The 20,458-nt window shown below is 61.8% G+C and carries 21 protein-coding genes; 7 read left to right on the top strand and 14 right to left on the bottom strand.

Annotated features, from left to right (window positions below; translation table 11 throughout):
* Window positions 1–14: 14 nt before the first annotated feature.
* Window positions 15–1,331, bottom strand: a complete 1,317-nt coding sequence (locus ABD704_RS00105) for a cytochrome b (protein WP_344697662.1) — start codon at window positions 1,329–1,331, stop codon at window positions 15–17.
* 13 nt (window positions 1,332–1,344) lie between these two features.
* Window positions 1,345–1,917: a ubiquinol-cytochrome c reductase iron-sulfur subunit gene (gene petA, locus ABD704_RS00100; protein WP_344697661.1), complete on the bottom strand. Its 573-nt coding sequence runs from the start codon at window positions 1,915–1,917 to the stop codon at window positions 1,345–1,347.
* 229 nt (window positions 1,918–2,146) lie between these two features.
* Between petA and ABD704_RS00095 the strand changes: the two genes are divergently transcribed.
* From ABD704_RS00095 to glnA, 4 genes are all read left to right on the top strand, one after another.
* On the top strand, window positions 2,147–2,413 hold the full coding sequence (locus tag ABD704_RS00095; RefSeq protein WP_344697660.1) for a hypothetical protein: 267 nt from the start codon (window positions 2,147–2,149) through the stop codon (window positions 2,411–2,413).
* An 80-nt stretch (window positions 2,414–2,493) separates the two neighbouring features.
* Window positions 2,494–2,685, top strand: a complete 192-nt coding sequence (locus tag ABD704_RS00090) for a hypothetical protein (RefSeq protein ID WP_344697659.1) — start codon at window positions 2,494–2,496, stop codon at window positions 2,683–2,685.
* Between the two features lie 150 nt (window positions 2,686–2,835).
* Window positions 2,836–3,873, top strand: a complete 1,038-nt coding sequence (locus ABD704_RS00085) for a rod shape-determining protein (RefSeq protein WP_344697658.1) — start codon at window positions 2,836–2,838, stop codon at window positions 3,871–3,873.
* A 456-nt stretch (window positions 3,874–4,329) separates the two neighbouring features.
* The gene (gene glnA, locus ABD704_RS00080; RefSeq protein WP_344697657.1) at window positions 4,330–5,742 is read left to right on the top strand and encodes a type I glutamate--ammonia ligase; all 1,413 of its coding nucleotides are present in this window, start codon (window positions 4,330–4,332) and stop codon (window positions 5,740–5,742) included.
* A gap of 91 nt (window positions 5,743–5,833) precedes the next feature.
* On the opposite strand, the gene ABD704_RS00075 is transcribed toward glnA, so the two are convergent.
* The 5 genes from ABD704_RS00075 to ABD704_RS00055 form a co-directional block, all read right to left on the bottom strand.
* On the bottom strand, window positions 5,834–7,333 hold the full coding sequence (locus ABD704_RS00075) for a hypothetical protein (RefSeq protein ID WP_344697656.1): 1,500 nt from the start codon (window positions 7,331–7,333) through the stop codon (window positions 5,834–5,836).
* Window positions 7,333–8,628, bottom strand: coding sequence for an MFS transporter (locus ABD704_RS00070; RefSeq protein ID WP_344697655.1), 1,296 nt, complete (start codon window positions 8,626–8,628; stop codon window positions 7,333–7,335). Before ABD704_RS00070 ends, ABD704_RS00075 begins: the two co-directional genes overlap by 1 nt.
* The gene (locus ABD704_RS00065; protein ID WP_425565340.1) at window positions 8,621–10,039 is read right to left on the bottom strand and encodes an amino acid permease; all 1,419 of its coding nucleotides are present in this window, start codon (window positions 10,037–10,039) and stop codon (window positions 8,621–8,623) included. Before ABD704_RS00065 ends, ABD704_RS00070 begins: the two co-directional genes overlap by 8 nt.
* A gap of 264 nt (window positions 10,040–10,303) precedes the next feature.
* Window positions 10,304–10,912 (bottom strand): hypothetical protein, encoded by a 609-nt coding sequence (locus ABD704_RS00060; RefSeq protein WP_344697654.1) that lies wholly within the window; start codon window positions 10,910–10,912, stop codon window positions 10,304–10,306.
* Between the two features lie 125 nt (window positions 10,913–11,037).
* Window positions 11,038–11,427 carry a YybH family protein gene (locus ABD704_RS00055; RefSeq protein ID WP_344697653.1) on the bottom strand — a complete coding sequence of 130 codons (390 nt, stop codon included), beginning with the start codon at window positions 11,425–11,427 and terminating at the stop codon, window positions 11,038–11,040.
* 374 nt (window positions 11,428–11,801) lie between these two features.
* Between ABD704_RS00055 and ABD704_RS00050 the strand changes: the two genes are divergently transcribed.
* Window positions 11,802–12,629 carry a CPBP family intramembrane glutamic endopeptidase gene (locus tag ABD704_RS00050; RefSeq protein WP_344697652.1) on the top strand — a complete coding sequence of 276 codons (828 nt, stop codon included), beginning with the start codon at window positions 11,802–11,804 and terminating at the stop codon, window positions 12,627–12,629.
* 68 nt (window positions 12,630–12,697) lie between these two features.
* Window positions 12,698–13,111: a hypothetical protein gene (locus ABD704_RS00045; RefSeq protein WP_344697651.1), complete on the top strand. Its 414-nt coding sequence runs from the start codon at window positions 12,698–12,700 to the stop codon at window positions 13,109–13,111.
* A 130-nt stretch (window positions 13,112–13,241) separates the two neighbouring features.
* Here the strand turns inward: ABD704_RS00045 and ABD704_RS00040 are convergent, their stop codons facing one another.
* A complete protein-coding gene (locus ABD704_RS00040; RefSeq protein ID WP_344697650.1) occupies window positions 13,242–14,948 on the bottom strand; it encodes an N-acyl-D-amino-acid deacylase family protein in 1,707 nt (568 codons plus the stop codon).
* 120 nt (window positions 14,949–15,068) lie between these two features.
* On the opposite strand from ABD704_RS00040, the gene ABD704_RS00035 reads away from it, so the two are divergent.
* A complete protein-coding gene (locus tag ABD704_RS00035) occupies window positions 15,069–16,118 on the top strand; it encodes an acyltransferase family protein (protein WP_344697649.1) in 1,050 nt (349 codons plus the stop codon).
* A 384-nt stretch (window positions 16,119–16,502) separates the two neighbouring features.
* Here ABD704_RS00035 and ABD704_RS00030 read toward each other — a convergent pair whose 3' ends face one another.
* The 6 genes from ABD704_RS00030 to ABD704_RS00005 all read right to left on the bottom strand — a co-directional run bounded on the left by ABD704_RS00030 (window position 16,503) and on the right by ABD704_RS00005 (window position 20,421).
* Complete coding sequence (locus ABD704_RS00030) at window positions 16,503–16,817, bottom strand: hypothetical protein (RefSeq protein ID WP_344697648.1); 315 nt, start codon at window positions 16,815–16,817, stop codon at window positions 16,503–16,505.
* Window positions 16,818–16,837: 20 nt separating this feature from the next.
* Window positions 16,838–17,236 carry a class I SAM-dependent methyltransferase gene (locus tag ABD704_RS00025; RefSeq protein ID WP_344697647.1) on the bottom strand — a complete coding sequence of 133 codons (399 nt, stop codon included), beginning with the start codon at window positions 17,234–17,236 and terminating at the stop codon, window positions 16,838–16,840.
* On the bottom strand, window positions 17,236–18,123 hold the full coding sequence (locus ABD704_RS00020) for a glycosyltransferase family 2 protein (RefSeq protein ID WP_344697646.1): 888 nt from the start codon (window positions 18,121–18,123) through the stop codon (window positions 17,236–17,238). Before ABD704_RS00020 ends, ABD704_RS00025 begins: the two co-directional genes overlap by 1 nt.
* Window positions 18,124–18,291: 168 nt before the next feature.
* The gene (locus tag ABD704_RS00015) at window positions 18,292–19,263 is read right to left on the bottom strand and encodes an FkbM family methyltransferase (RefSeq protein ID WP_344697645.1); all 972 of its coding nucleotides are present in this window, start codon (window positions 19,261–19,263) and stop codon (window positions 18,292–18,294) included.
* Window positions 19,264–19,411: 148 nt separating this feature from the next.
* Window positions 19,412–19,846, bottom strand: coding sequence for a zinc-binding dehydrogenase (locus ABD704_RS00010; protein ID WP_344700436.1), 435 nt, complete (start codon window positions 19,844–19,846; stop codon window positions 19,412–19,414).
* 23 nt (window positions 19,847–19,869) lie between these two features.
* Entirely contained in the window at window positions 19,870–20,421 is a 552-nt protein-coding gene (locus tag ABD704_RS00005; RefSeq protein WP_344697644.1) for an alcohol dehydrogenase catalytic domain-containing protein, read from the bottom strand.
* Window positions 20,422–20,458: the final 37 nt, after the last annotated feature.

Raw genomic sequence — 20,458 nt, 5'->3', positions numbered from 1 at the left:
TGTCTGTGAGCCCCTTACTGCACGACGGCGGCGGCGCCGCCGCGCTTCTTATTCTGCCCCAGCGGAGCGGCTTCCGCTTCCTCGCCGTGAAGCACGCTTTCCGAGATTGAGCTCGGCAGCGGGAGCGTCGTCTCGAACTTCGAAACGAGTGGCAGGATCACGAGGAAGTGGAGGAAATAATAGGCCGCAGCCGCCTGACCTAGCGCCACGTTCAGCGGCGTGATCGGCGCGCCGCCGACATAGCCGAGGATCAAAACGTCGATGACCAGCAGGACGAAGAAGCGCTTGAACACGGGGCGATAGCTGCCCGAGCGAACCGGCGACTTGTCTAGCCACGACAGGAAGAACAGCAGCAGGATCGACGCGAACATCGCGAGCACGCCCCACAGCTTCGCCGGCAAGATGAAGTCCACGGTGAAGGAGCGGAGGATCGCGTAGAACGGCCAGAAATACCATTCGGGTACGATGTGCGCCGGCGTCGCCAGCGGGTTCGCCGGGATATAGTTGTCCGGGTGGCCGAGGTAGTTCGGCGCGTAATAGGTCACCAGCGCGTAGACCAGCAGGACAACGGCGGCGAACCAGCCGTCCTTGGCGGTGTAGAACGGGTGGAAAGGCAGCGTGTCACGCTCGTCCTTGACGTCCACGCCGGTCGGGTTGCTCGAACCCGGAATGTGCAGCGCCCAGATATGCAGGATCACGACCCCGGCAATCACGAACGGCAGCAAATAGTGGAGCGAGAAGAAACGCGTCAGCGCGGCCTGGTCCGGCGCGTAGCCGCCGAGCAGCCAGATGCGGATCGGCTCGCCGACCAGCGGGAAGGCCGAGAAGAAGCCGGTGATGACCTGCGCCCCCCAGTAGCTCATCTGCCCCCATGGCAGGACGTAGCCCATGAAGCCGGTCGCCATCATCAGCAGGTAAATGACGAGGCCGAGCATCCACACCAGCTCACGCGGCGCCTTGTACGAGCCGTAATAAAGGCCGCGGAAAATGTGGATGTAGGTGACGAGGAAGAAGAAGCTCGCGCCGTTCATGTGGGCGTAGCGGAGCAGCCAGCCCGCGTTGACGTCGCGCATGATCAGCTGGTTGACCGAGTTGAACGCGCCGTCGGTCGATGCCGTATAGTGCATCGCCAGCACAATGCCGGTGATGATCTGGATGGTCAGGAACAGCCCCGCGAGGACGCCGAAGTTCCAAAAGTAATTGAGATTGCGCGGCACGGGATAACCGCCGCCGATAGCGCCGTAGACAACCCGCGGAAGCGGCAGACGCTCATCGATCCAGCGCATGACTGGATGCTTGGGTTCGTAAGGCTTGGCCCAGGAAAAGCTCATCTGTTCTCTTACCTCAACCGATCTGGACCGTCGTTGGCGACGTAAACTTATACTCAGGGACCACCAGGTTCTTCGGTGCCGGACCCTGCCGGATACGCGCGGCGGTGTCGTAGGCCGAGCCATGGCATGGGCAGAAATAGCCGCCGAACGGCCCCCGGTTCTCACCCTCGCCAATGCCCAGCGGCACGCAGCCGAGGTGGGTGCAGACGCCGAGCGTGATCAGCCAGTTCTGCTTGCCCGGCTTGGTGCGCTCCGCCAGCGTCTGCGGATCGCGCAGCTCCGAAAGCGGCACCGCGTTTGCCTCGGCGATTTCCTTCGGCATCAGGTTGCGGATGAAGATCGGCTGCTTGCGCCAGGTGGTCTTGATGCCCTGCCCAGGCTGGATTTTCGAAATGTCGACTTCGGTCGTCGCCAGCGCGAGGACGTCGCCTGACGGCGCCATCTGCACGAGCAGCGGCGCGATCGCGGCGACAGCGCCGACGCCCGCGAAACTGACTGCCGCGACGTTCAGGAAGTCGCGGCGCCGAACTCCATCTTGTGACCCTGTGGTGTCGGAAACCTCAGCGGACGTAGCCTTGGTGGCCATGCTTCCCCTTTTGACGCGATTTTCCTGTGCCGAAAGGCACGTGAGCGACCACGCACCGGACGTTGTCCAGCGCGATTGGCGGGCCTGATAGCGAGCGCTTTTCATACTGCCAAGGGGCAGCAGCACGCAGTCTCATTCGCTCAAGCGCCCGATAGCCGCGCCCATCCGAACTTCTCTGCCGGCAGGCGTCCGATATGCTCTTACCGACTATTCGACAGGAGTAAGCGTCATGAGCTGGTTCATCGGGCGGACCGAAGCCCTTTCCAACACCGAGGCGGCAAGGCGAAAAGCGCTCGAGCGCCTGCGGTCGCTGGCCGAGCTCGACGATCCGGAAAGCCTCGTCGTGCCCATCCTGCTCGACGCAATCCTGATGGCGGAGGCCTATCGCGGCGCGCGCCACCAGGTGAGCTTCCTGCCCGAGCTGACGCGAAACGTCGATGCGCTGCTGCGCGAGCTCAATATCGTCGACAAGACGAAGGAATGGGCCAACGGCTGACCTACGGCCTTTATCCCGCATCAATCGTAACGGCTGCGAATAGATGTTATCGTGCGAATCGCCACGCGGGGGTGGCGGGAATGGCCGGCTATCGCCTCTATTTCATGAGCCGCTACAGCGGTCACATTGAGCATCGCCGCGAATTTTTCGCGGACGACGACGACGCGGCCATTTCGATTGCCGTCGGCTGGAGCACCGGCCAACCGATGGAGTTGTGGGAAGGCGATCACAAGCTGAAGCGCTGGGAAGCCGAAGTCATCGACCCCGATTGATCGTTATCACCTTGGTTAACCGCTCTCCATTCGACGCGCGAAAGCCACTCATCATGGTTTACGCCCCTACCGCGTAGTGCCTTTCGAAAACCGCCGCCTAAGCTCCTCATTCTCGGGGGCTTTTCACATTTAGATTCGGGGCGGGGACCAGTGCGTTCACTTTTCAATTTCTCACCGCGAGATATCGCGATCGATCTCGGCACGGCGAATACCGTGGTTTATGTCCGTGGCGTGGGCATCGTCACCAGCGAACCCTCGGTGGTCGCGATGGAAACTCATAACGGGGTCCAGCGAGTCCGCGCCGTTGGCGACGACGCCAAGCTGATGATGGGCAAGACGCCGGAAAATCTTCGGACGATCCGCCCACTCCGTCAGGGTGTCATTGCCGACCTCGAAGTCGCCGAAGAAATGATCAAGCATTTCATCCGAAAGGCGCACGGCGGTCCCAGCCGCTTTTCGCGCGGCCCGGAAGTCGTGATCTGCATCCCCTCCGGGGCCACTAGCGTCGAGCGCCGGGCGATCCGCGATGCCGTGAACAATGCCGGCGCAAGCAGCGTGTCGCTGATCGAAGAGCCGATGGCGGCCGCGATCGGGGCGGGCCTGCCGGTCACTGAGCCGATCGGATCGATGGTCGTCGATATTGGCGGCGGCACGACCGAAGTCGGCGTCATCTCGCTCCAGGGTCTCGCCTATTGCCGCTCAGCACGAACCGGCGGCGACAAGATGGACGAGGCGATCAGCGCTTACGTCCGCCGCAATTTCAATCTGCTTATAGGCGAAGGCACTGCCGAGCGCGTGAAGCTGGAAATCGGGATCGCCCGCCCGCCGATCGACGGCAAGGGCACCGTCTGCCACGTCCGTGGCCGGGATGTGACACGCGGCGTTCCCGGCGAGATCACGCTCGATCAGGCGCAAGTCGCCGATGCGCTGGCAGAGCCGGTGAACCGCATCGTCGAAGTCGTCCGCTCGGCGCTGGAGCATACCCAGCCGGAAATCGCAGCCGACGTCATCGACCAAGGCATTACGATGACGGGTGGCGGCTCGCTGCTGCGCCAGTTGAGCGGGGTCATCGCAGACGAGACCGGCCTTCCGGTTCGCGTCGCCGACGATCCGATGAGCTGCGTTGCGCTTGGCGCCGGAAAAACGCTCGAGGACAAAGCCTATAGCGGTGCGCGTCTCGCGGCTTGATCGGACATAGAAAAGGCCCGCTCCTGCGCCAGCGAGAGCGGGCCTACCGAAACCGACCGCAGTGCCGAGGATCGGTACTGCTGTTTAGGCCATTTAACCTATATTTAACAGCAAGAATTTTCGCGCTGCCGTACCAAAATCGGATCAGAAATGGTGCGTGCAGAGGGCGAGAAGCAGGATGATCGGGAGCGGAATGCCGATCAGCCAAAGCAAAATGGAGCGCATCGCTACAGTCTCCTTGTTTTGAGTCGGCGGGAAAATGGTTCGCTGGCGGAACAGGTTCCATCTCCTGATTCAGATGTAATATCTGGAGTGAAATATTCGCCGCCCCCCTGACTCCTCGCGCTGCCTCGGGAATCTGGGGCCCCAAGCTCGAATCACGCTGCTGAGACCGGCGCCACCCGTCGGCCATGCACTCGTTCGGGCAGCAACGATTCAAGAGCGAGGGCAACACCCATGGCGACTGACGCAGGCACGATACTTTCTCGTATCAAGGATGAGGAGCTTGACTGGGTCGACCTCCGATTTACCGATCCCAAGGGCAAGTGGCAGCATCTGACCATGGCGTCGGGCGTGATCGATGACGATATGCTGACCGACGGCTTCATGTTCGATGGCAGCTCGATCGCCGGCTGGAAGGCCATCAACGAGTCCGACATGATCCTGAAGCCGGACCTCGACGCCGCTTATGTCGATCCGTTCAGTGCGACTCCGATGCTGGTCCTGTTCTGCAACGTCGTCGAGCCCTCGACCGGGGAGCTTTACGGCCGCGACCCGCGCTCCACCGCAACCCGCGCCGAAGCCTATCTCAAGCAGACCGGCATTGGCGACGACGTGTTCGTCGGCCCGGAAGCCGAGTTCTTCATGTTCGACGACGTCCGCTTCGAGGACGGCTACAGTGCCAGCGGCTTCAAGATCGACGATGTCGAGCTGCCGACCAACACCATGCGCGAATATGACGGCGGCAACCTCGCTCACCGCCCGCGCGCCAAGGGCGGCTATTTCCCTGTCGCCCCCGTCGATAGCGCCGGCGACATCCGCGGCGAGATGGTCTCGACCATGCTGGAAATGGGCCTGCCCATGGACAAGCATCACCACGAGGTCGCCGCGGCTCAGCACGAGCTTGGCCTGACCTACGGCGGCCTGGTTGAGACGGCCGACCGCATGCAGATCTACAAGTATGTCGTACACATGGTCGCCCATGCCTACGGCAAGACCGCGACCTTCATGCCCAAGCCGATCGCGCAGGATAACGGCAGCGGCATGCACACCCACATGTCGATCTGGAAGGGCGGCAAGCCTTTGTTCGCCGGCAATGGCTATGCGGGCCTCAGCGAAATGGCGCTCTACTTCATCGGCGGCGTCATCAAGCACGCCCGCGCGCTGAACGCGTTCACCAACCCGACGACCAACAGCTACAAGCGTCTGGTCCCCGGCTTCGAAGCGCCGGTCCTCCTCGCTTACTCGAGCCGCAACCGCTCAGCCTCGTGCCGCATCCCTTATGGCGCGGGCGAGAAGGCCAAGCGCGTCGAGTTCCGCTTCCCGGATGCGCTCGCCAATCCGTATCTTGCTTATTCGGCGTTGCTGATGGCGGGCCTCGACGGCATCCAGAACCGCATCCATCCGGGCGATCCGATGGACAAGAACCTGTACGACCTGCCGCCGCAGGAGCTGGTCAACGTCCCGACCGTTTGCGGCTCGCTTCGTGAAGCACTCGTGTCGCTCCAGAACGACCGCGCGTTCCTGACCAAGGGCGACGTTTTCAGCGACGATCAGATCGATTCTTACATCGAGCTGAAATGGGAAGAGGTCATGCGTTGGGAAACAACCCCTAGCCCTGTCGAATTTGACATGTATTATTCATCATAATGGCAGCGCGCGTTTAAGCCTGCTTCAGCGATGCCGGTGGAGGGCGCCCTTCCCACCTCCCACAGCTCTTCATCGGCTTCGCCTGTCCCCCTTAGGAGGGGACGTAATCCGCACGAACCGGCTGGCCCGCGACTCGGGGCTTTGGCGTGCCCCTGACGAACATGACGGAATAGCGATCGGCGCGAATCGGCCGCCAGTCGGGTGAGCGATAAAGCATCGCTATCATTGCCTGATCGTCGGTCGAAATCAGCGCCCATTGAAAATTCCAGCGCTTCTGCGCCGTGTCGAATGCTCGCCGATCGCCGTTCTGGAGCTTCTTGAAGTCGACCACGAACGGTCCGCCATAGAGGTCGGTCCGGCCGTCGATGAACGGCCTGATCCCGTGCAGGATCAGTGGCCCGCCGAGGCTGTAGCTGTTGAGCACCGGCTTATCGCGAAGCGCCGCAGGTACGCTCGCCAGCGCGGCATTTGGGTTCACATGCGAGTCCGGCGGGGACAGCGGCCGCACGAGCGTCACGCCGACGAGCAGCACGAAGGTCGCCGCCGCAATACGCAGGAACCGCATCCGGGCCGCGACGTCGGCCGGCTTCTGCTCTTCCTCCTCTGTCGCCCCGACCGGCTTCGCGATCAGCAAGCCTGCAATAATGATGAAGAGCACTTGGTGCCGCATGTGCTGAAACGCGAGGTGGAGCATGCCGAGAATGATCAGCAGGCGTACCGGCGCGATCTTCGCCCCGCGTCCAAGGCAAATCGCCAGCACAAGCAGCAACGCATATTCGAACCCCGGCGTGAAGCTCATGTCGGTGGGCCGAAATTCCTGAATGAGCGTGATGTTCTTGTCGGTGAATGCCCCGATCGGCATCAGCAGCGTCGTGTAGGTATTGGGGTTCGCGAGGCAGGCGAGGCCGCAAAGCACGCCGAACGTGCTCCAACCGACGATCACCCTTTTCTTGTCCGGCTCCTCGATCAGCGCCTCGAGCGCGAACGGCGCAATCAGCATGAGGCCGAGCGCGAAGCTGGCGTGCAGATTGACCCAGAGAAGCATCACCGCGACCAGCCACAAGGACGGCGCCTTCCGGCGTTCCCGGGCATGCATCAGCTGCACGGTCCAGAAGGCGAGCAGCGGCCATGTCAGCACCATCGGCCGCGCCAGCAGGAACGGCACCATCGTCACCGTGATCGCGATCAGCAATGCCGCGACGACCACCGGCTTCAACCAGCGGCTGATCTCCAGCCACAGCACTAGCATCAGCGCGAACAAGGATGCGCTGACGAGCGCCGCGATTCCGCCCCAGCCCGCCAGATTGTAGGCCGCGCCCATCACGACTTCGGACAGCCATTCGTGCGCGACCCATGGCCGGCCGGCGGCGGAGAAGGAGAAGGGATCAGTGTGCGGCACCGTCCCGTGCGAGATCATCCACTGCCCTGCGGCAAGGTGCCAGCTGACGTCGCCATCGCCGAAGATGCGATCGGCGGTACCGAACGCAAACGGAATGACGAGCGCGAAGACGAAGAGAACGACGAGATTGAGGTCGATGCCGCCAAGCAGCGACGATCCTGCATCAGCCTTCTTCGCCCCCCCCGCTTCCATCAATCCTCCTCGATCCGGCTCGCCGTCTTGGTCTCGCGCATCTTCAGGCACGCGACGAGGTAGATCGCGCAAAGAAGTGAAATGTAGATGTAGAACCACGGCTCGTGGCCGATATTCTTTAGCCACAACGCTATATATTCCGCCGTGCCGCCGAAGATGGTGTTCGCGAGCGCATAGGGCAGCGCGACACCAAGCGCCCGGATGTCTGCCGGGAACAGCTCCGCCTTCACGATCGCGTTGATCGACGTGTAGCCGGTGACCATCACCAGCGCCGCCATCACCAGAGCGAAGGCCGCCGCAACCTCGGTCGTGCGCGCGAGGGCGGTGAAGATCGGATAAGTGAACAGCGTCCCACAGATCCCGAAGCCGATCATCAACGGACGCCGCCCCACCTTGTCCGACAGCCGCCCCGCCAGCGGCTGGATCATGAGCATGATCGCCAGCGCTACCGTCATCATCTGCGATGCCGTCGCCTTGCTGAACCCGCTCGTGTTGGCGAGGAACTTCTGCAGGTAGATCGTGTAGGCATAGAAGGACGCCGTGCCGCCAGCGGTGATACCGATCACCAGCAATGCTTCACGCGGATGATCGCGGAAAAGCGTGAAAATGCCCGACCGCCGTCGCTCGGGCCGATCGGCCAGCCTTTCATAGCTCATCGTTTCGTCGAGCCGCCGGCGGATGAAATAGACGACCACCGCCAGCAAGGCGCCGACGACGAACCCGATGCGCCAGCCCGATTCCCCCATCGCCGCCTCGCCCAGCACGGCTTGCAGGAACACGAGCAGCGCGAGCGCGGCCAGCTGGCCGCCGATGATCGTCACATAAAGAAAGCTCGACCAGAAACCACGCCGGTCGCGGTCGGCCATTTCTGACATATAGGTCGCGCTCGACCCATATTCGCCGCCGAGGCTCAAGCCCTGGATGATGCGCGCCAGGAGCAGTGTCGCAGGTGATAGCAGTCCCGCTTGCGCATAAGTCGGCGCGACCGCGATCAGCAGCGACCCGACGCACATGAGCGACACCGAGAGGGTCAGCCCCGCCTTGCGGCCGCGATGGTCGGCGTAAACGCCCATCAGCCACGCGCCGAGCGGGCGCATCACGAAGCCCACGGCAAAGATCGCCGCGGTCTGGAGCAGCTGCGCCGTCTGGTCGCCCTTCGGGAAGAAAGCCGGCGCGAAATAGAGCGCGAAGGCGGAATAAACATACCAGTCGAACCATTCGACGAGGTTGCCCGCCGAGCCGCCGAGGATGTTGCGGAGGATGTGACGGGGCCGGTCGGCCGCCTGGCTAGCCACGAGCCTCCCCGCGTGCCCGTGCCGCGGCGCCGTGGCCGTAGATGAAGTAAAGCAGGATCCCGATCCCCTGCGCCGCGAAGAAGAACATCTGGGTCCGGTTCGGCAGACTGATGAACAAGTAGAGGCAGCCGAGGATGCCGACGGCGGCGACAAGCGGCGCTGCAGGCGCGCGGAACTTGCGCTCCCGGTTCGGCTCACGGCGGCGCAACACCAGCATGGCGGCGCAAACCGCGATGAACGCGGCCAGCGTCCCCGCGTTGGCGAGCGCGGCGATTGACGTCAGCGGGATGAGGCCGGCAAAGACCGAGGTCACCACTGCGGTGAAGATCGTGATCCGGACCGGCGTCCCGCGGCTCGACACGCGCGCAAGGCTGCTCGGAAGCAAGCCGTCGCGCGCCACGGTGAAGAAGATACGGCTCTGTCCGAAGAAGAAGGCGAGGATGACCGTCGGCAATGCGACGACCGCCGACGCGCCGAGGATGCGCGCCGCCCACGGCTGGTTGATCTGGCGAAGGATAAGCGCCAGCGGCTCGGCGCTGTTCGCAAAGCCCGTGTAGGCGACGGCGCCAATCGCCGCCGCGGCCACCGCCATGTAGATGGCGACGCAAACGATCATCGATCCGACAATGCCGATGGCAAGGTCGCGGCTGGGGTCTTTCGCTTCTTCCGCCGCCGTCGCAATCGCGTCGAAGCCGTAGAAAGCAAAGAAGATGATCGCCGCCGCGGCCATCACGCCGACCTCGCTGCCCGACGCCCCGCTGCGCGGGAAGCCGAACGGCATGAACGGATGAAAATGCGAGGCGTCGAACACCGGCAACGCAACGGCGATGAACAGCGCCAGCGCCGCGATCTTGATCAGCACGAGGATGGCGTTGAGCGTCGCGCTTTCCCGCGTTCCGGCAATGAGCAGCCCGGCGACCACCCAGATGATGAAGATGGCGGGCACGTTGATGACGCCGCCCAGCTCGGGCCCCTGTATCAGGGCGTCAGGCAAGCCCAAGCCGATCGACTTCAGGAACCCCGAAGCATAGCCGGACCAGCCGACCGCCACCGCGCTCACCACCAACGTATATTCGAGGATCAGCGCGACCCCGATCATCCACGCGATCAGCTCGCCGAAGACCGTGTACGAATATGTATAGGCCGAGCCCGACGCTGGGATCATCGTCGCGACTTCGGCATAGGCCAGCGCCGCGCACGCACAGATGACGCCCGCGATGGCGAATGACAGGATGACCGCCGGACCGGCCTTGCCTGCACCGACGCCGATCAAGGTCAGGATGCCCGTCCCGACAATCGCGCCGACGCCAAGCGCCACGAGGTGCGGCCAGGACAGCGACTGCTTCAGCCGATGCTCCGCCGGCATATCCTCGCGAGCGACGATCGTCTTGCGGACGTTCCAGTTCTTCATGTCTCGGGCTCCCCTCCCCCCGTCCCGCCTCAACGCCGGGATCCACCTGTCCGCACGGTAGAAAAGAAGGCAGGTTCCTGGTCAAGGGGTGCCGGCTGCGCGGGGTTGAGAAAGAGCGCAGGCGCGAATGTTCCCAAAGTTCGCACTTACGCGGCCGATTTCGCGGACCGAAGCCAAGTCATGCAAACCGCTCGCACGCTATGCGGCCGACATTGGTGTGTAGGACAGGGGAAGTCGAAGGGCGGCTTCGACCCGTTCAGGTCATTATTGCAGCGCGCGAATCAAACCAGGTCCGGCACCAGTGGTGAAGTCCAGGGTCAACAATAGCAGGCTCACCAGGACGGCCAGATTGGCCTTTTTCCCTGGCACCAAGATTCCAGCAATTTGAAGCAGGTAATAGAGGCCCAATTCGACATAGTCGTAACGCTCGTAACCGGGAATGGCGACAGAGCCCACCAGCCAACTGCGGCCCAAGTAGGTCGTGATATTGGATGCGAAAATCAGGCTAAAAATCAGACCCTTCTGCCGGAAGAAGTGGTCGTCCAAGTTATTCCCGCGCTCTTCAGGTTCCGGAAAGACCCAACTGGCGGCCACGTAATAGAGTCCGGTCACGAGAAGACCGAAAGCCAGCGTCATTGGGCCTACCGATATCCGGTCTTGCAGCGTCCATGCCACAACCCAGAAACTCGAAATGTCCAACATCAAGAAGATGGCGAGTAACGGCGTGAGGAGCCCGAGCCGATGGCCGTCGTTATGTTGACGTAGCGCGGTGTGCCGCAGCCGAATGGACCGAGCGAAGCCCGTGAGGACTTCAGCCAGCGTCAGGCCGAGCACTACTGCGTATAACGAAAAGACCCAGTTGAGCTTGTCCATCGTTGCGCAACACTAACGAACGGAGAACGGGAGTTACACCCTACCGCCGCTCAGGCCGGCAAGGCGTCCGCTTTCCACCCCAAGCCGCCATCGGCGCACCGACGGCAATTAACAGCCATCCGGAATTAGTGGCTTACGTCCGCTCTTGCCGGTGGAGAGCTGTTCCACACTTCGCGCGCGAAACGCCACGTGCCGTCAGCTTGCCGCTTCCACACCTGCATGTATGTGCCGTGGTCGAGCACTGCTGCACTGCCGTCGACGGGTGCCAAGCTCCAATCGAAGCGTCCAAACTCAGTCGCCCAACGGTCGCCAACGAAAACTTCCTTGTCGCTAAGAACGAGGACGGACGTGCGGTACTTTGTCAGGAAGCCTTTGTACCACTGCTCGACGGCCTTCTTCCCGCTCACGTGCGGCTCTCCGGGCGGGGCTATGATTGCCGCATCGTCGATGTAGGACATGAAACGGGCGACATTGTTGGTTCGAAGGCTTTCATGGAACGCACCAGTCGTTGCCACGAATGCCTTTTCGTCCGAAGCGCTGGTGGCGGGCGTATGTCTCGTCTCTTGCCGGTCACACCCGGCCAAAAGCGCAGCGCACGCGAAGACCATCCAAAGACATCTCGCCATAATGCCTCCTGCCGGCGAATCTCGAGGCGCTAAAAAGATCGCGTAGGACCACTTAGGATGGTGGCGTACGAATGTCTGCTTTCTACCCATCACTGCCGCTGGCGAAGTGGCAGCATTCGACCCATTCCGGCATAAGCGGTAGCGAACCAACTGACTTGTGGAATGAACGTGACGAGTGTCTCAGCAGCGCGGAGGCTTCGACAATGGCCCCAGATTCCAGAGCGCCGCGGTTCCACATTCCAGTAGTCTTCAGAGCGATCGTTGTGGGGCTTCTCGTCGGCATGATCCCGGCGAATGTCTGGCTCATTTTCCTCCTCGCGCTGAAGCTTCCTGTGCCCGCCGCGATCATCGGGGAGCTTTTTTTCCTCGCGGTCTACATCTGGTGGGCGCATGGCGGTGGGCCGCCCAAGCGACTGCAGTCTGTTCGCGCTGACTATTTCCGCAAACGGCGGCTGTCCGCGCAACAATGGGCGTGGGGGCTGGTCGCCGCGATCAGTTTCGCGGTGACCGTGCACTCGGCCATTACATTGCTGTTTCGCTTCGTTCCCTATCCCGCCGCTGCGTTCCGCCAGGGATATGACCTCTCCTACATCCCCACGCGCCAGCTCCAGTATCTCGCTTGCATCGTCTCCGCGTTATCCGCGGGCGTGTGCGAGGAGATCGGCTTTCGCGGCTACATGCAGCGGCCGATCGAGGAGCGGCACGGCGCACTCCTAGGGATCCTAGTCTCGTCGGTCTTGTTCACGCTGCTGCATCTGACGAAAGGCTGGGTGCTTCCGGGGATGGTGCCGATCGTCTTCGGCGCCGGCGTGCTGCTCGGCGCCCTCGCTCGGGCGGCCGGCACCTTGTGGTTTGGGATCCTCGGCCACTGGATCATGGACATCGGGCTGTTCCTGTTCTGGTGGACCCAAGTCGCCGGCACCTTCGGCCAGCGGCCGATCGGCGAGACCGGAATCGATCGCGCGTTCATCTGGGAAGCCGACATCTTCTGCGCGGCACTCCTCGTCGTGCTCGCGGCGATCACAAGGCTGCTCAAGATGCGCGACGAAGGACCATCGTCGGCGGTCCCACGCATGGGGGCAACTGTTTGAACGCGCACGCGGACAGTGTCCGCTTTCGACCCATTGCGGACATTGGCACTGTGCGCGATTAATCCCGCATGGCGTTCGCCCACATCGTGGAAGCTATGTCTTCGCGAGCGCCGATAATCATCGGCGTGGCATTCATTGCGGCGGTTGCCGGCGCATGGTCGAACGCCTCACACTGGCCGTTCTACGCACTGGCGGTTGTGCTGCTTGTGTTGGCCGCTGTCGTGTGGGTGCGGCGGGCTCCGGCCCGACAGCTGAAGTCGAAGGAGCAGTTGGGCTTTCGTCGCAATCGTGAGTGGCTTGGGTTCGTCTTCTTCGCGAAGGGAATGCCGCGCGGCTATTACGCCCTGGCACTTGTATCGTGGTTGGCTGTCGTCCTGACCGGCTTTCGGTTTCCATATGCTGCTGTGGCGCTATCCGGAACGGCTCTCACGCTTGCGTGGGGCGAAGACAGACGACGCTATCCCACGGAGAAGCTGAATTAAGGGAGTGTCCGCTATCCACCCAAAGTTGCCATTAGCGAAGTGCCTTCGAGCCTTTGCAGACAATCAACGCGCTCCGCGAGGATCTCAAAGATAAAGTGGTCCCTAGTCGCCCGGCATAAGCCTGCTGCACTCACGACTTGCATGCACCTCCGCCGGGCCAGCCGGCCCACCCGGGTCCGCGGACGACGCGGCCGGGTTTGGCGCCGGTGTGCTTGCCATCCTTCCATACCTGCACGCCGTTGACGAACACGTCCTCGACGCCGGTCGCAAGTTGCTTGGGCTTTTCGAAGGTCGCGTGGTCCTGGATGGTAGCCGGATCGAACACGACGACATCGCCGTAATAGCCGGGCGCTAGCCAGCCGCGATTCTTGATGCCGAGGTTAGTGGCGGGAAGCGATGTCAGCCGACGCACGGCGTCCGGCAACGTCGCCGCTTTCTCGTCGCGGACATAGTGGCCAAGGACGCGCGCGACATTGCCGTAGGCGCGCGGGTGGCTGCTCGACTTCAGGAACACGCCTTCGGGCGCTTCCGACGATTCATCCGACCCGAAGCTCATCCACGGCAGTCCGACGGCGCGCTTCACATTGTCCTCGCTCATTAGGAAGTAGACGGTGCCGACGCGGCTATTGTCCTCGATGACGAGGTCCATCGCCGTCTCTTCCGGGCTCTTGCCGCGCATCTTCGCGACCTCGGCCAAAGTCTTGCCGGTGAGCGGCTTCAGCTTCGGGTTCTTGAAGGCGATCAGCAGCACCTTGTCCGGGCTTCCTGAAAGCAGAAGCAGATTTTCCCAGTCGTTCGACGGGGTGCGCATTTCCTTCATCACCCGCTCGCGGGTCGTGGGGTCCTTCAGGCGCTTGATCCAAGCTTCGAGGCCGCCCGACTGCACCCAGGTCGGCATGGCGGCGTCGAGGCCGGTGGCACCGGCGGTGTAGGTATACATGTCGGCGGTAATGCGCTGACCCTTGGCGCGCGCCGCCTCGATCCGCGCGATGGCGCCGTCGATCTTGCTCCAGTTCGGCTGGCCGCCCTGCTTGAAGTGGTAGATTTCGGCGGGCGCGCCGGACTGCCGGCTGATCTCGATCAGCTCGTCGATGGATTCGAGAAGGCGGTTACCCTCCGAGCGCATGTGGCTGATGTACATTCCGTCGCATTTGCCGGCCTCGGTCGTGATCGCGGCGAGCTCCGGCGTCTCGGCATAGCTTGCCGGGGCGTAGATAATCGACGAGCCGACGCCCATCGCGCCTTCCTTCATCGCCTGCCGAACCAGCGCGCGCATACGGTCGAGCTGCGCGGGCGTCGGGTCGACGTCCTTCTCGCCAAGCTCGTGCACGCGGACGGTGGTGGCGCCGATGAAGGAAGCGACGTTGGGCGTAACGCCCTTCTTCGTGATGTAGTCGAGATATTGGGCGAGCGTGGTCCAGCGGATCGGATATTTGATGTCGCCCTGCCGCTGCACTTCCAGCTTCTTCATTTCGGGCGTCAGCGGGCCCATCGAATTGCCTTCGCCGAACACTTCGAGCGTCACGCCCTGCGCCGTGTCGCTCAGCCCGCGCCCGTCGACGATCAGGCTTTCGACTGCCCAGCTCAGCATGTTGATGAAGCCCGGCGAAACGGCCTTGCCCGTCGCGTCGACGGTGCGCGCGGCAGTACCCGGCGCGTGCGGTCCGACATAGGCGATCTTGTCGCCCTTGAGCGCGACGTCGCCGACATAGGGCGCGCCGCCGGAACCGTCGTAAATCGTCCCGCCGCGGATGAGTACGCTATAGTCTACCGGCGGCGCCGCGGAGGTTGCAAACAGGCCGGCGACGGCCATGGCAAGCGCAAGCGATTTCTTCATTCAAATATCCCCCAATCGGCGCGATGCTGCACGATGCAGGCCATTCGCGCCAACGGGAAGAGTTTTTCCACCATTAAGCGCTAGGCTTGGCGCATGATCGACCTCGCGAGGGACCGCCGAATGCCAAGTCAGGACCGTTTCATCACGCTCGACGGGATGAGGGGCCTTGCTGCGCTGGTGGTTGCGGGGTCGCACATAAGCGAGCTGGTCGGGCTCGGCGACCCGCCGCACGCGCACCTCGCCGGCGACTTTTTCTTTGTGCTCAGCGGGTTCGTGATCGCGCATGCGTATGAGCGGCGGATGGCGACGACGATGCGCCCGATCGACTTCATCCGCGTGCGCGTGATCAGGCTGCACCCGCTAATTGCGCTGGGATCGGGCATCAGCCTGGCCGCAGCGCTGGCGGGTAGCTTTTCCGGCGACGGTCCTGGCGCGGCGATGATGCTGTGGACGGCGGTTGCGGCAATGCTGATGATCCCGGTTCATTCCGGGTCCTGGCCCGCCGATTTCCCGCTCGACGGGCCGGCTTGGTTCCTGTTCGCCGAATATGCCGCTAACATCGCTTTCGCGCTGCTCGCCGTGACGCTGACAGCCGCGCGGCTTCGCCTTATTCTTCTGGCCGGGATTGCGATGCTGTTGGTCCTGGCGGTCGGGCCGGCCGGGCTGGAGAGCTACTGGCGGGTTGACCTTGTCGGCTTGTCCCTGCTGCGGGTCGTTTATCCATACTTCGCGGGCGTCCTCATCAACTGGCTACATCGAACGGGGGCGTCAGCGCCGGGCATCTCGCCGTTGCTGGCAATGACCATCCTGTCGGCGATCCTGCTCGCGCCCTTGACCGCTTTCGACACGGCGTTCGAATTCGCCATGATCGTTGCGGTGTTCCCGCCGCTCGTACTCGCAAGTGCGCGCGACCGGCTGACCGAGAGGCAGGCAAAGTGGATGCTGATCGCTGGCCGTCTGTCCTATCCGCTCTACATGCTCCATTTCCCGCTCGCCGTATTGCTGGTGCCACTGGCGCTATCCGCGCTTCCGCCGGCAGCAGCGCTTGCGTCGGTCATGCTGGTCGTGGCCGGCGCCTCCCACCTCGCGCTTCGCTATTACGACGAGCCGCTGCGCGCGTGGCTGAGCACCTGTTGGCGGAGCGCGCAACGGCAGACGATCGTCGCGTGACGCCGTGATTCGGCTAGAGTCAGCTTTCGACCGATTGCAGACATTAGCTCGGTTGCGCATCATGCTGTGATGTCGCTCGCAGCGTACAATCGGTTCGTCGTCCGAAGCACCGATGTTACTTGTTGGGCGGTCGTGATTGTTGCGGTCCTGATGTGGCTCGCAACCCTCGTTGATCACTTCCTGCGAATTGGCGGGGGATGGGACGTTCAGATTATCTGGATTGCCCCAATCATCGTGGCCGGGACTCTTGTCACTCGGTTGCTAAGTCGCATCATCTTCAGATGGATAGGCGTGCTCGACTTGCGTCAGCTTCCCACCCATTTGAGACATCGGCAGCTTAGGTGTGCTTTCGACCCGTTGCGGCATTCTCTGATCGCCTCAATGCTACGTCGTCGGGCGGCGAGCGACGGCAACCAAACTGACACCAAAAGGCATCGGGATTCGGCCGATCAGTCCTGCCTCCAGTCCAAATACGGCCTCCAGCATCGTATTGAGGAGCTCACTTGGCATTGCATCGTCGGCCGAATCTTGACGACGTAATTTTCCAATCAATCGCGAGGCCGCAATCAGTGGGAAGAGCACACTGTTGAAATAGCTGTTCAACTCCACCGCGTAGCCGGTCCTTTCGAACAACTCGGCCAGCCGTAGCTTTGAATAACGGCGATGATGATGGTGAGCGACGTCGTGCGCGCTCCACATCCACTGGTTAGCTGGAACCGTCAGCAGCAGTGCGCCTCAGGCTTCAGCAACTTCTGGATCGCGGTCAGCGCGCCAACATCGTCCGCGACGTGCTCAAGTACATCGAGCAAGGCGATGACATCATACGATTCCGGCGCAAACATTGAGAGGTCTGGAAGCTTCGCCTCGAACACGCATCGACCGAGCCGCGCGCTGGCCAGTTCGCGAGCGGTGAGGTCTAGTTCACAGGCATCCACCGTTCCAAACTCTCCGAGCATCCCGAGGTTGTGGCCGGTGCCACATCCGACTTCGAGCACCCGCGTGCGGTTCGGCGGCTGAATCAACCGTTCGATGAGGCTTGCAAGGATTCGGCGGCGCGCAACGAACCACCAATGCTCCTGATCCAACTCCGCCATCCGTTCGAAGACGGCCCTTTCCATCAGGCGGACTCTTTGTGGAGCGAGATTGCAGGTTGCGCGCGAATGCCAATTGTATCGCGGACGACATAAAGGGGACGCTGCTTCGTCTCGGTTAGAATTCGCCCCACATACTCACCAAGAATCCCGAGCGAGATCAGCTGGACTCCGCCCAGGAAGAGCATCGAGACCATCATCGATGCGTAACCCGGCGTCATAATCCCGAGGATCAGCGTGCGAGACATGATCAAGCCAGCATACCCGAGCGCGAAGATGGCGACCGCTGCCCCAATATAGCTCCAAACGCGCAGCGGCGCGGTCGATGCAGAGGTTATCCCGTCGAGTGCCAAGGTCCACAGTTGCCAGTAGTTGAACTTCGTCGAGCCGACATTCCGCTCAACTCGGTCATATTCGACCGCTGCCTGGCGGAACCCAGCCCAAGCGAAAAGCCCTTTCATGAAGCGGTTGCGCTCGGGCAGCGCACGGATCACCTCGACAACTTTTCGGTCAAGCAGTCGGAAATCGCCCGCATTCTCGGGAATCTTGTCGGTCGATATCCAGTTGTGGGCTCGATAATAGAGGTCGGCGGTGAGCCGCTTGGGAAGCGGATCGGACGACCGGCAGCGACGCACGCCGAAGACCATGTCGAAGCCCGCTCGCCATTTCTCGACCATTTCAGCCAGCACCTCGGGCGGGTCTTGGAGATCGACGTCCATTGGAACAACCGCTCGACCCGCCGCGTAATCGAGGCCCGCCGAGATCGCGGCTTCCTTTCCAAAGTTGCGCGACAGTGAAAGCGCTTGAATGCGAGAATCTTTCGAATGCGCCGCTGCAATGGCCGCGAGTGTGGAATCACTGCTGCCGTCGTCGACGAATAAGATTTCCCAGCCTTCGCCCCGCCACCTCGTCAAGAATTGCGGACACACGCTCCACGAACAAGTCTATGGCCGCCTCTTCATTCTTGACCGGCACGATGACCGAGAGGAGCGGTTCAAACGTGCCAGTGGGCCATGGTGCGATCTCACGCGACCGGCTAGGGATGTGGCGGGGCTGGTAGGACATGTCCGTGGGGCCGAGAATTAAAGCGGTGTGCAACGGAGCAGCGGCTGCGTACTCCCAACCTGATCTCTAAGTTCAAATTCGTAAGCGTGCCTCGACAGGTCCGCCTTCACCTTGTCGGTGGTAAAATTGCCATCCAACCGGTGCGTCTCCACAATGATCCGTGGTCGGAAGCGTTCGAAGAAATCACTATCTGTAAAAATCACACTCTCGGCTCCTTCGATATCGCATTTTATGAAGTCGACGCGGTGGAGGTTGTATCGTTTCGCGATGCTAGAGAGTTTGAAAGACGGGACCCGGGTAGCCGCACTCACCCGGTTGCCTACACACTCGATGGCTGACGAGCCTAAATTTCCTTCCGCTGAAAAGGCGATGCCCTCGTCGTGACTCCAGACGGCGCCTTCGAGTAGTTCTATCCGGTTACCGCTGATGCTCGCGTAAAGCGCGAAATTCTTCTTGATTGCGCTGATGTTCGCCGGATCCGCGTCTATTGCGATCACGGCTCCATTGGCGCCGCATTGTTCCCTGAATAAGATCGAGGTCAGTCCGGAATAGGCGCCTAAATCCAAGGCAACACAACCGTCGGCGAGATGCGCGAACTGGATATACTGATCGCCCGTGATTAAGGGCTCGGCAAGGGCATTGAAGAAGACGGGGTGCAACGGGAAACCGGGAACGTCGTGAAATTTCGGGGAAGAGTAATCGACTAATTCGAGGCCGTCGGTAATTTCAGCAACAACCGCACCGTGATAGAAGTCGAAGTCATTGACTACGTCGTTCGCATAAATTGCGTGTTTTCGCGCGAGCCTGACAACTCGACGGCCGTCTCCAATTTCAACTGTGGAATGATCGAACGCAGCTGTCAGGCCGTGCTTCTGCGCGGCTCGCCGTACGACGTTGGGGTGAAAGAGTGACATAAACACCGGCAGGATCGTCGCGTTCAGCAGTTCACTGCGCTGAATGGCCGATTTAAATGGCTGCATGTAACTCATCGTTTTCCCCTAGCGCTCCCAACGTGGGTGCGGATCTTCGCCAATTATGATTAATGCCCAGTATACGAAGTGCTGCGCGAGCGTTGGTCCATCGCGTGGCAGGTCGGTTGTAATGGCAGCTTTCGACCCAAAGCTGCCATTGGAACTGTTAAGCCGGGCACAATACGAGCTTGCCTTCAAGGCCACCGCTTTCCAGTCGGCGCTGGGCATTCGGCACATCCGCGAACGATATTCGCTCGGCGACCTTGGGTTTGATGCGGCGCTGACTCAGTAATTGGAAAAGGCAGGCGAGGTCGCTCTTGAACCAGTCGGGATGCCGCGCCCGCATGACGTTGATCGAGTAGAAGCGGGTCCGCTTCCCGCCGGGCAGCCAACCCCACAGATACATCCGCGCAATCATCGCAAGAATCGCAAGCATGCGCAGCTTTGCCTGGACGCTCGCGCAAAAGCCGATTGCGACAAGGAGGCCGCCGCGCCTGAGCGACTGGAATGAACGCCGGTATCCATCCTCACCGATGTCGTCGAACACGACGTCGAACCCGTCCGGCAGGACCTTCGCGAAGTCTTCGTGCTCGCAGTCGATCGGCGTCGCTCCGAGTTCCCGGATCAGCCCCGAGTGCTTGCTGTTCGCAGCTCCCCAGGTCTCAATGCGGCGATCCGAGCGAGCGAGAGCAGCGCCTGGCCAACCGCCCCGCCGGCACCGTGGACGAGAATGCGCTGACCCGGCTTCACCTTCGCCGAGCGGTGCAGCATTTGATACGCCGTAGTCCAGCTTAAGATCAGTGTCGCTGCTTCGGCTGGATCGATCCCCTGTGGGACGATTGTGAGGTCCTTCGCCTTGAGCAGGCGATAAGTCGCGTCTGAGCCGACGACCGTCATGTCGGCAACGCGGTCACCGACTTTGAACTGGACGACGTCGGGATGGACCTCGTCAATCTCACCGACGACGTCGTAGCCCATGACGAACGGTAGCTTGTAAGCTGCGGTTTGCGGATAGAGGTGCTGCCTGAGGAGGGTCTCAGTATAATTCACCGAAGAAGCGAGCACTCGGACCCGCACCTCGCCGGAACCTGGAGTCGGGATTGGAAGGTCTACGACGCGGAGGCATTCCGGTCCGCCATATTCGAAAAGCTGCACGGCATGGTTGACTGCCGACATGTGTTCGAACCTCTTGGTACAAGAGTGCGGCTAATCA

Source organism: Sphingomonas limnosediminicola (assembly GCF_039537965.1).
GTDB classification, from domain to species: domain Bacteria; phylum Pseudomonadota; class Alphaproteobacteria; order Sphingomonadales; family Sphingomonadaceae; genus Sphingomicrobium; species Sphingomicrobium limnosediminicola.
The sequence above is the reverse complement of the archived record's forward strand: the minus strand, read 5'-3'. Positions and strand labels throughout refer to the sequence as shown.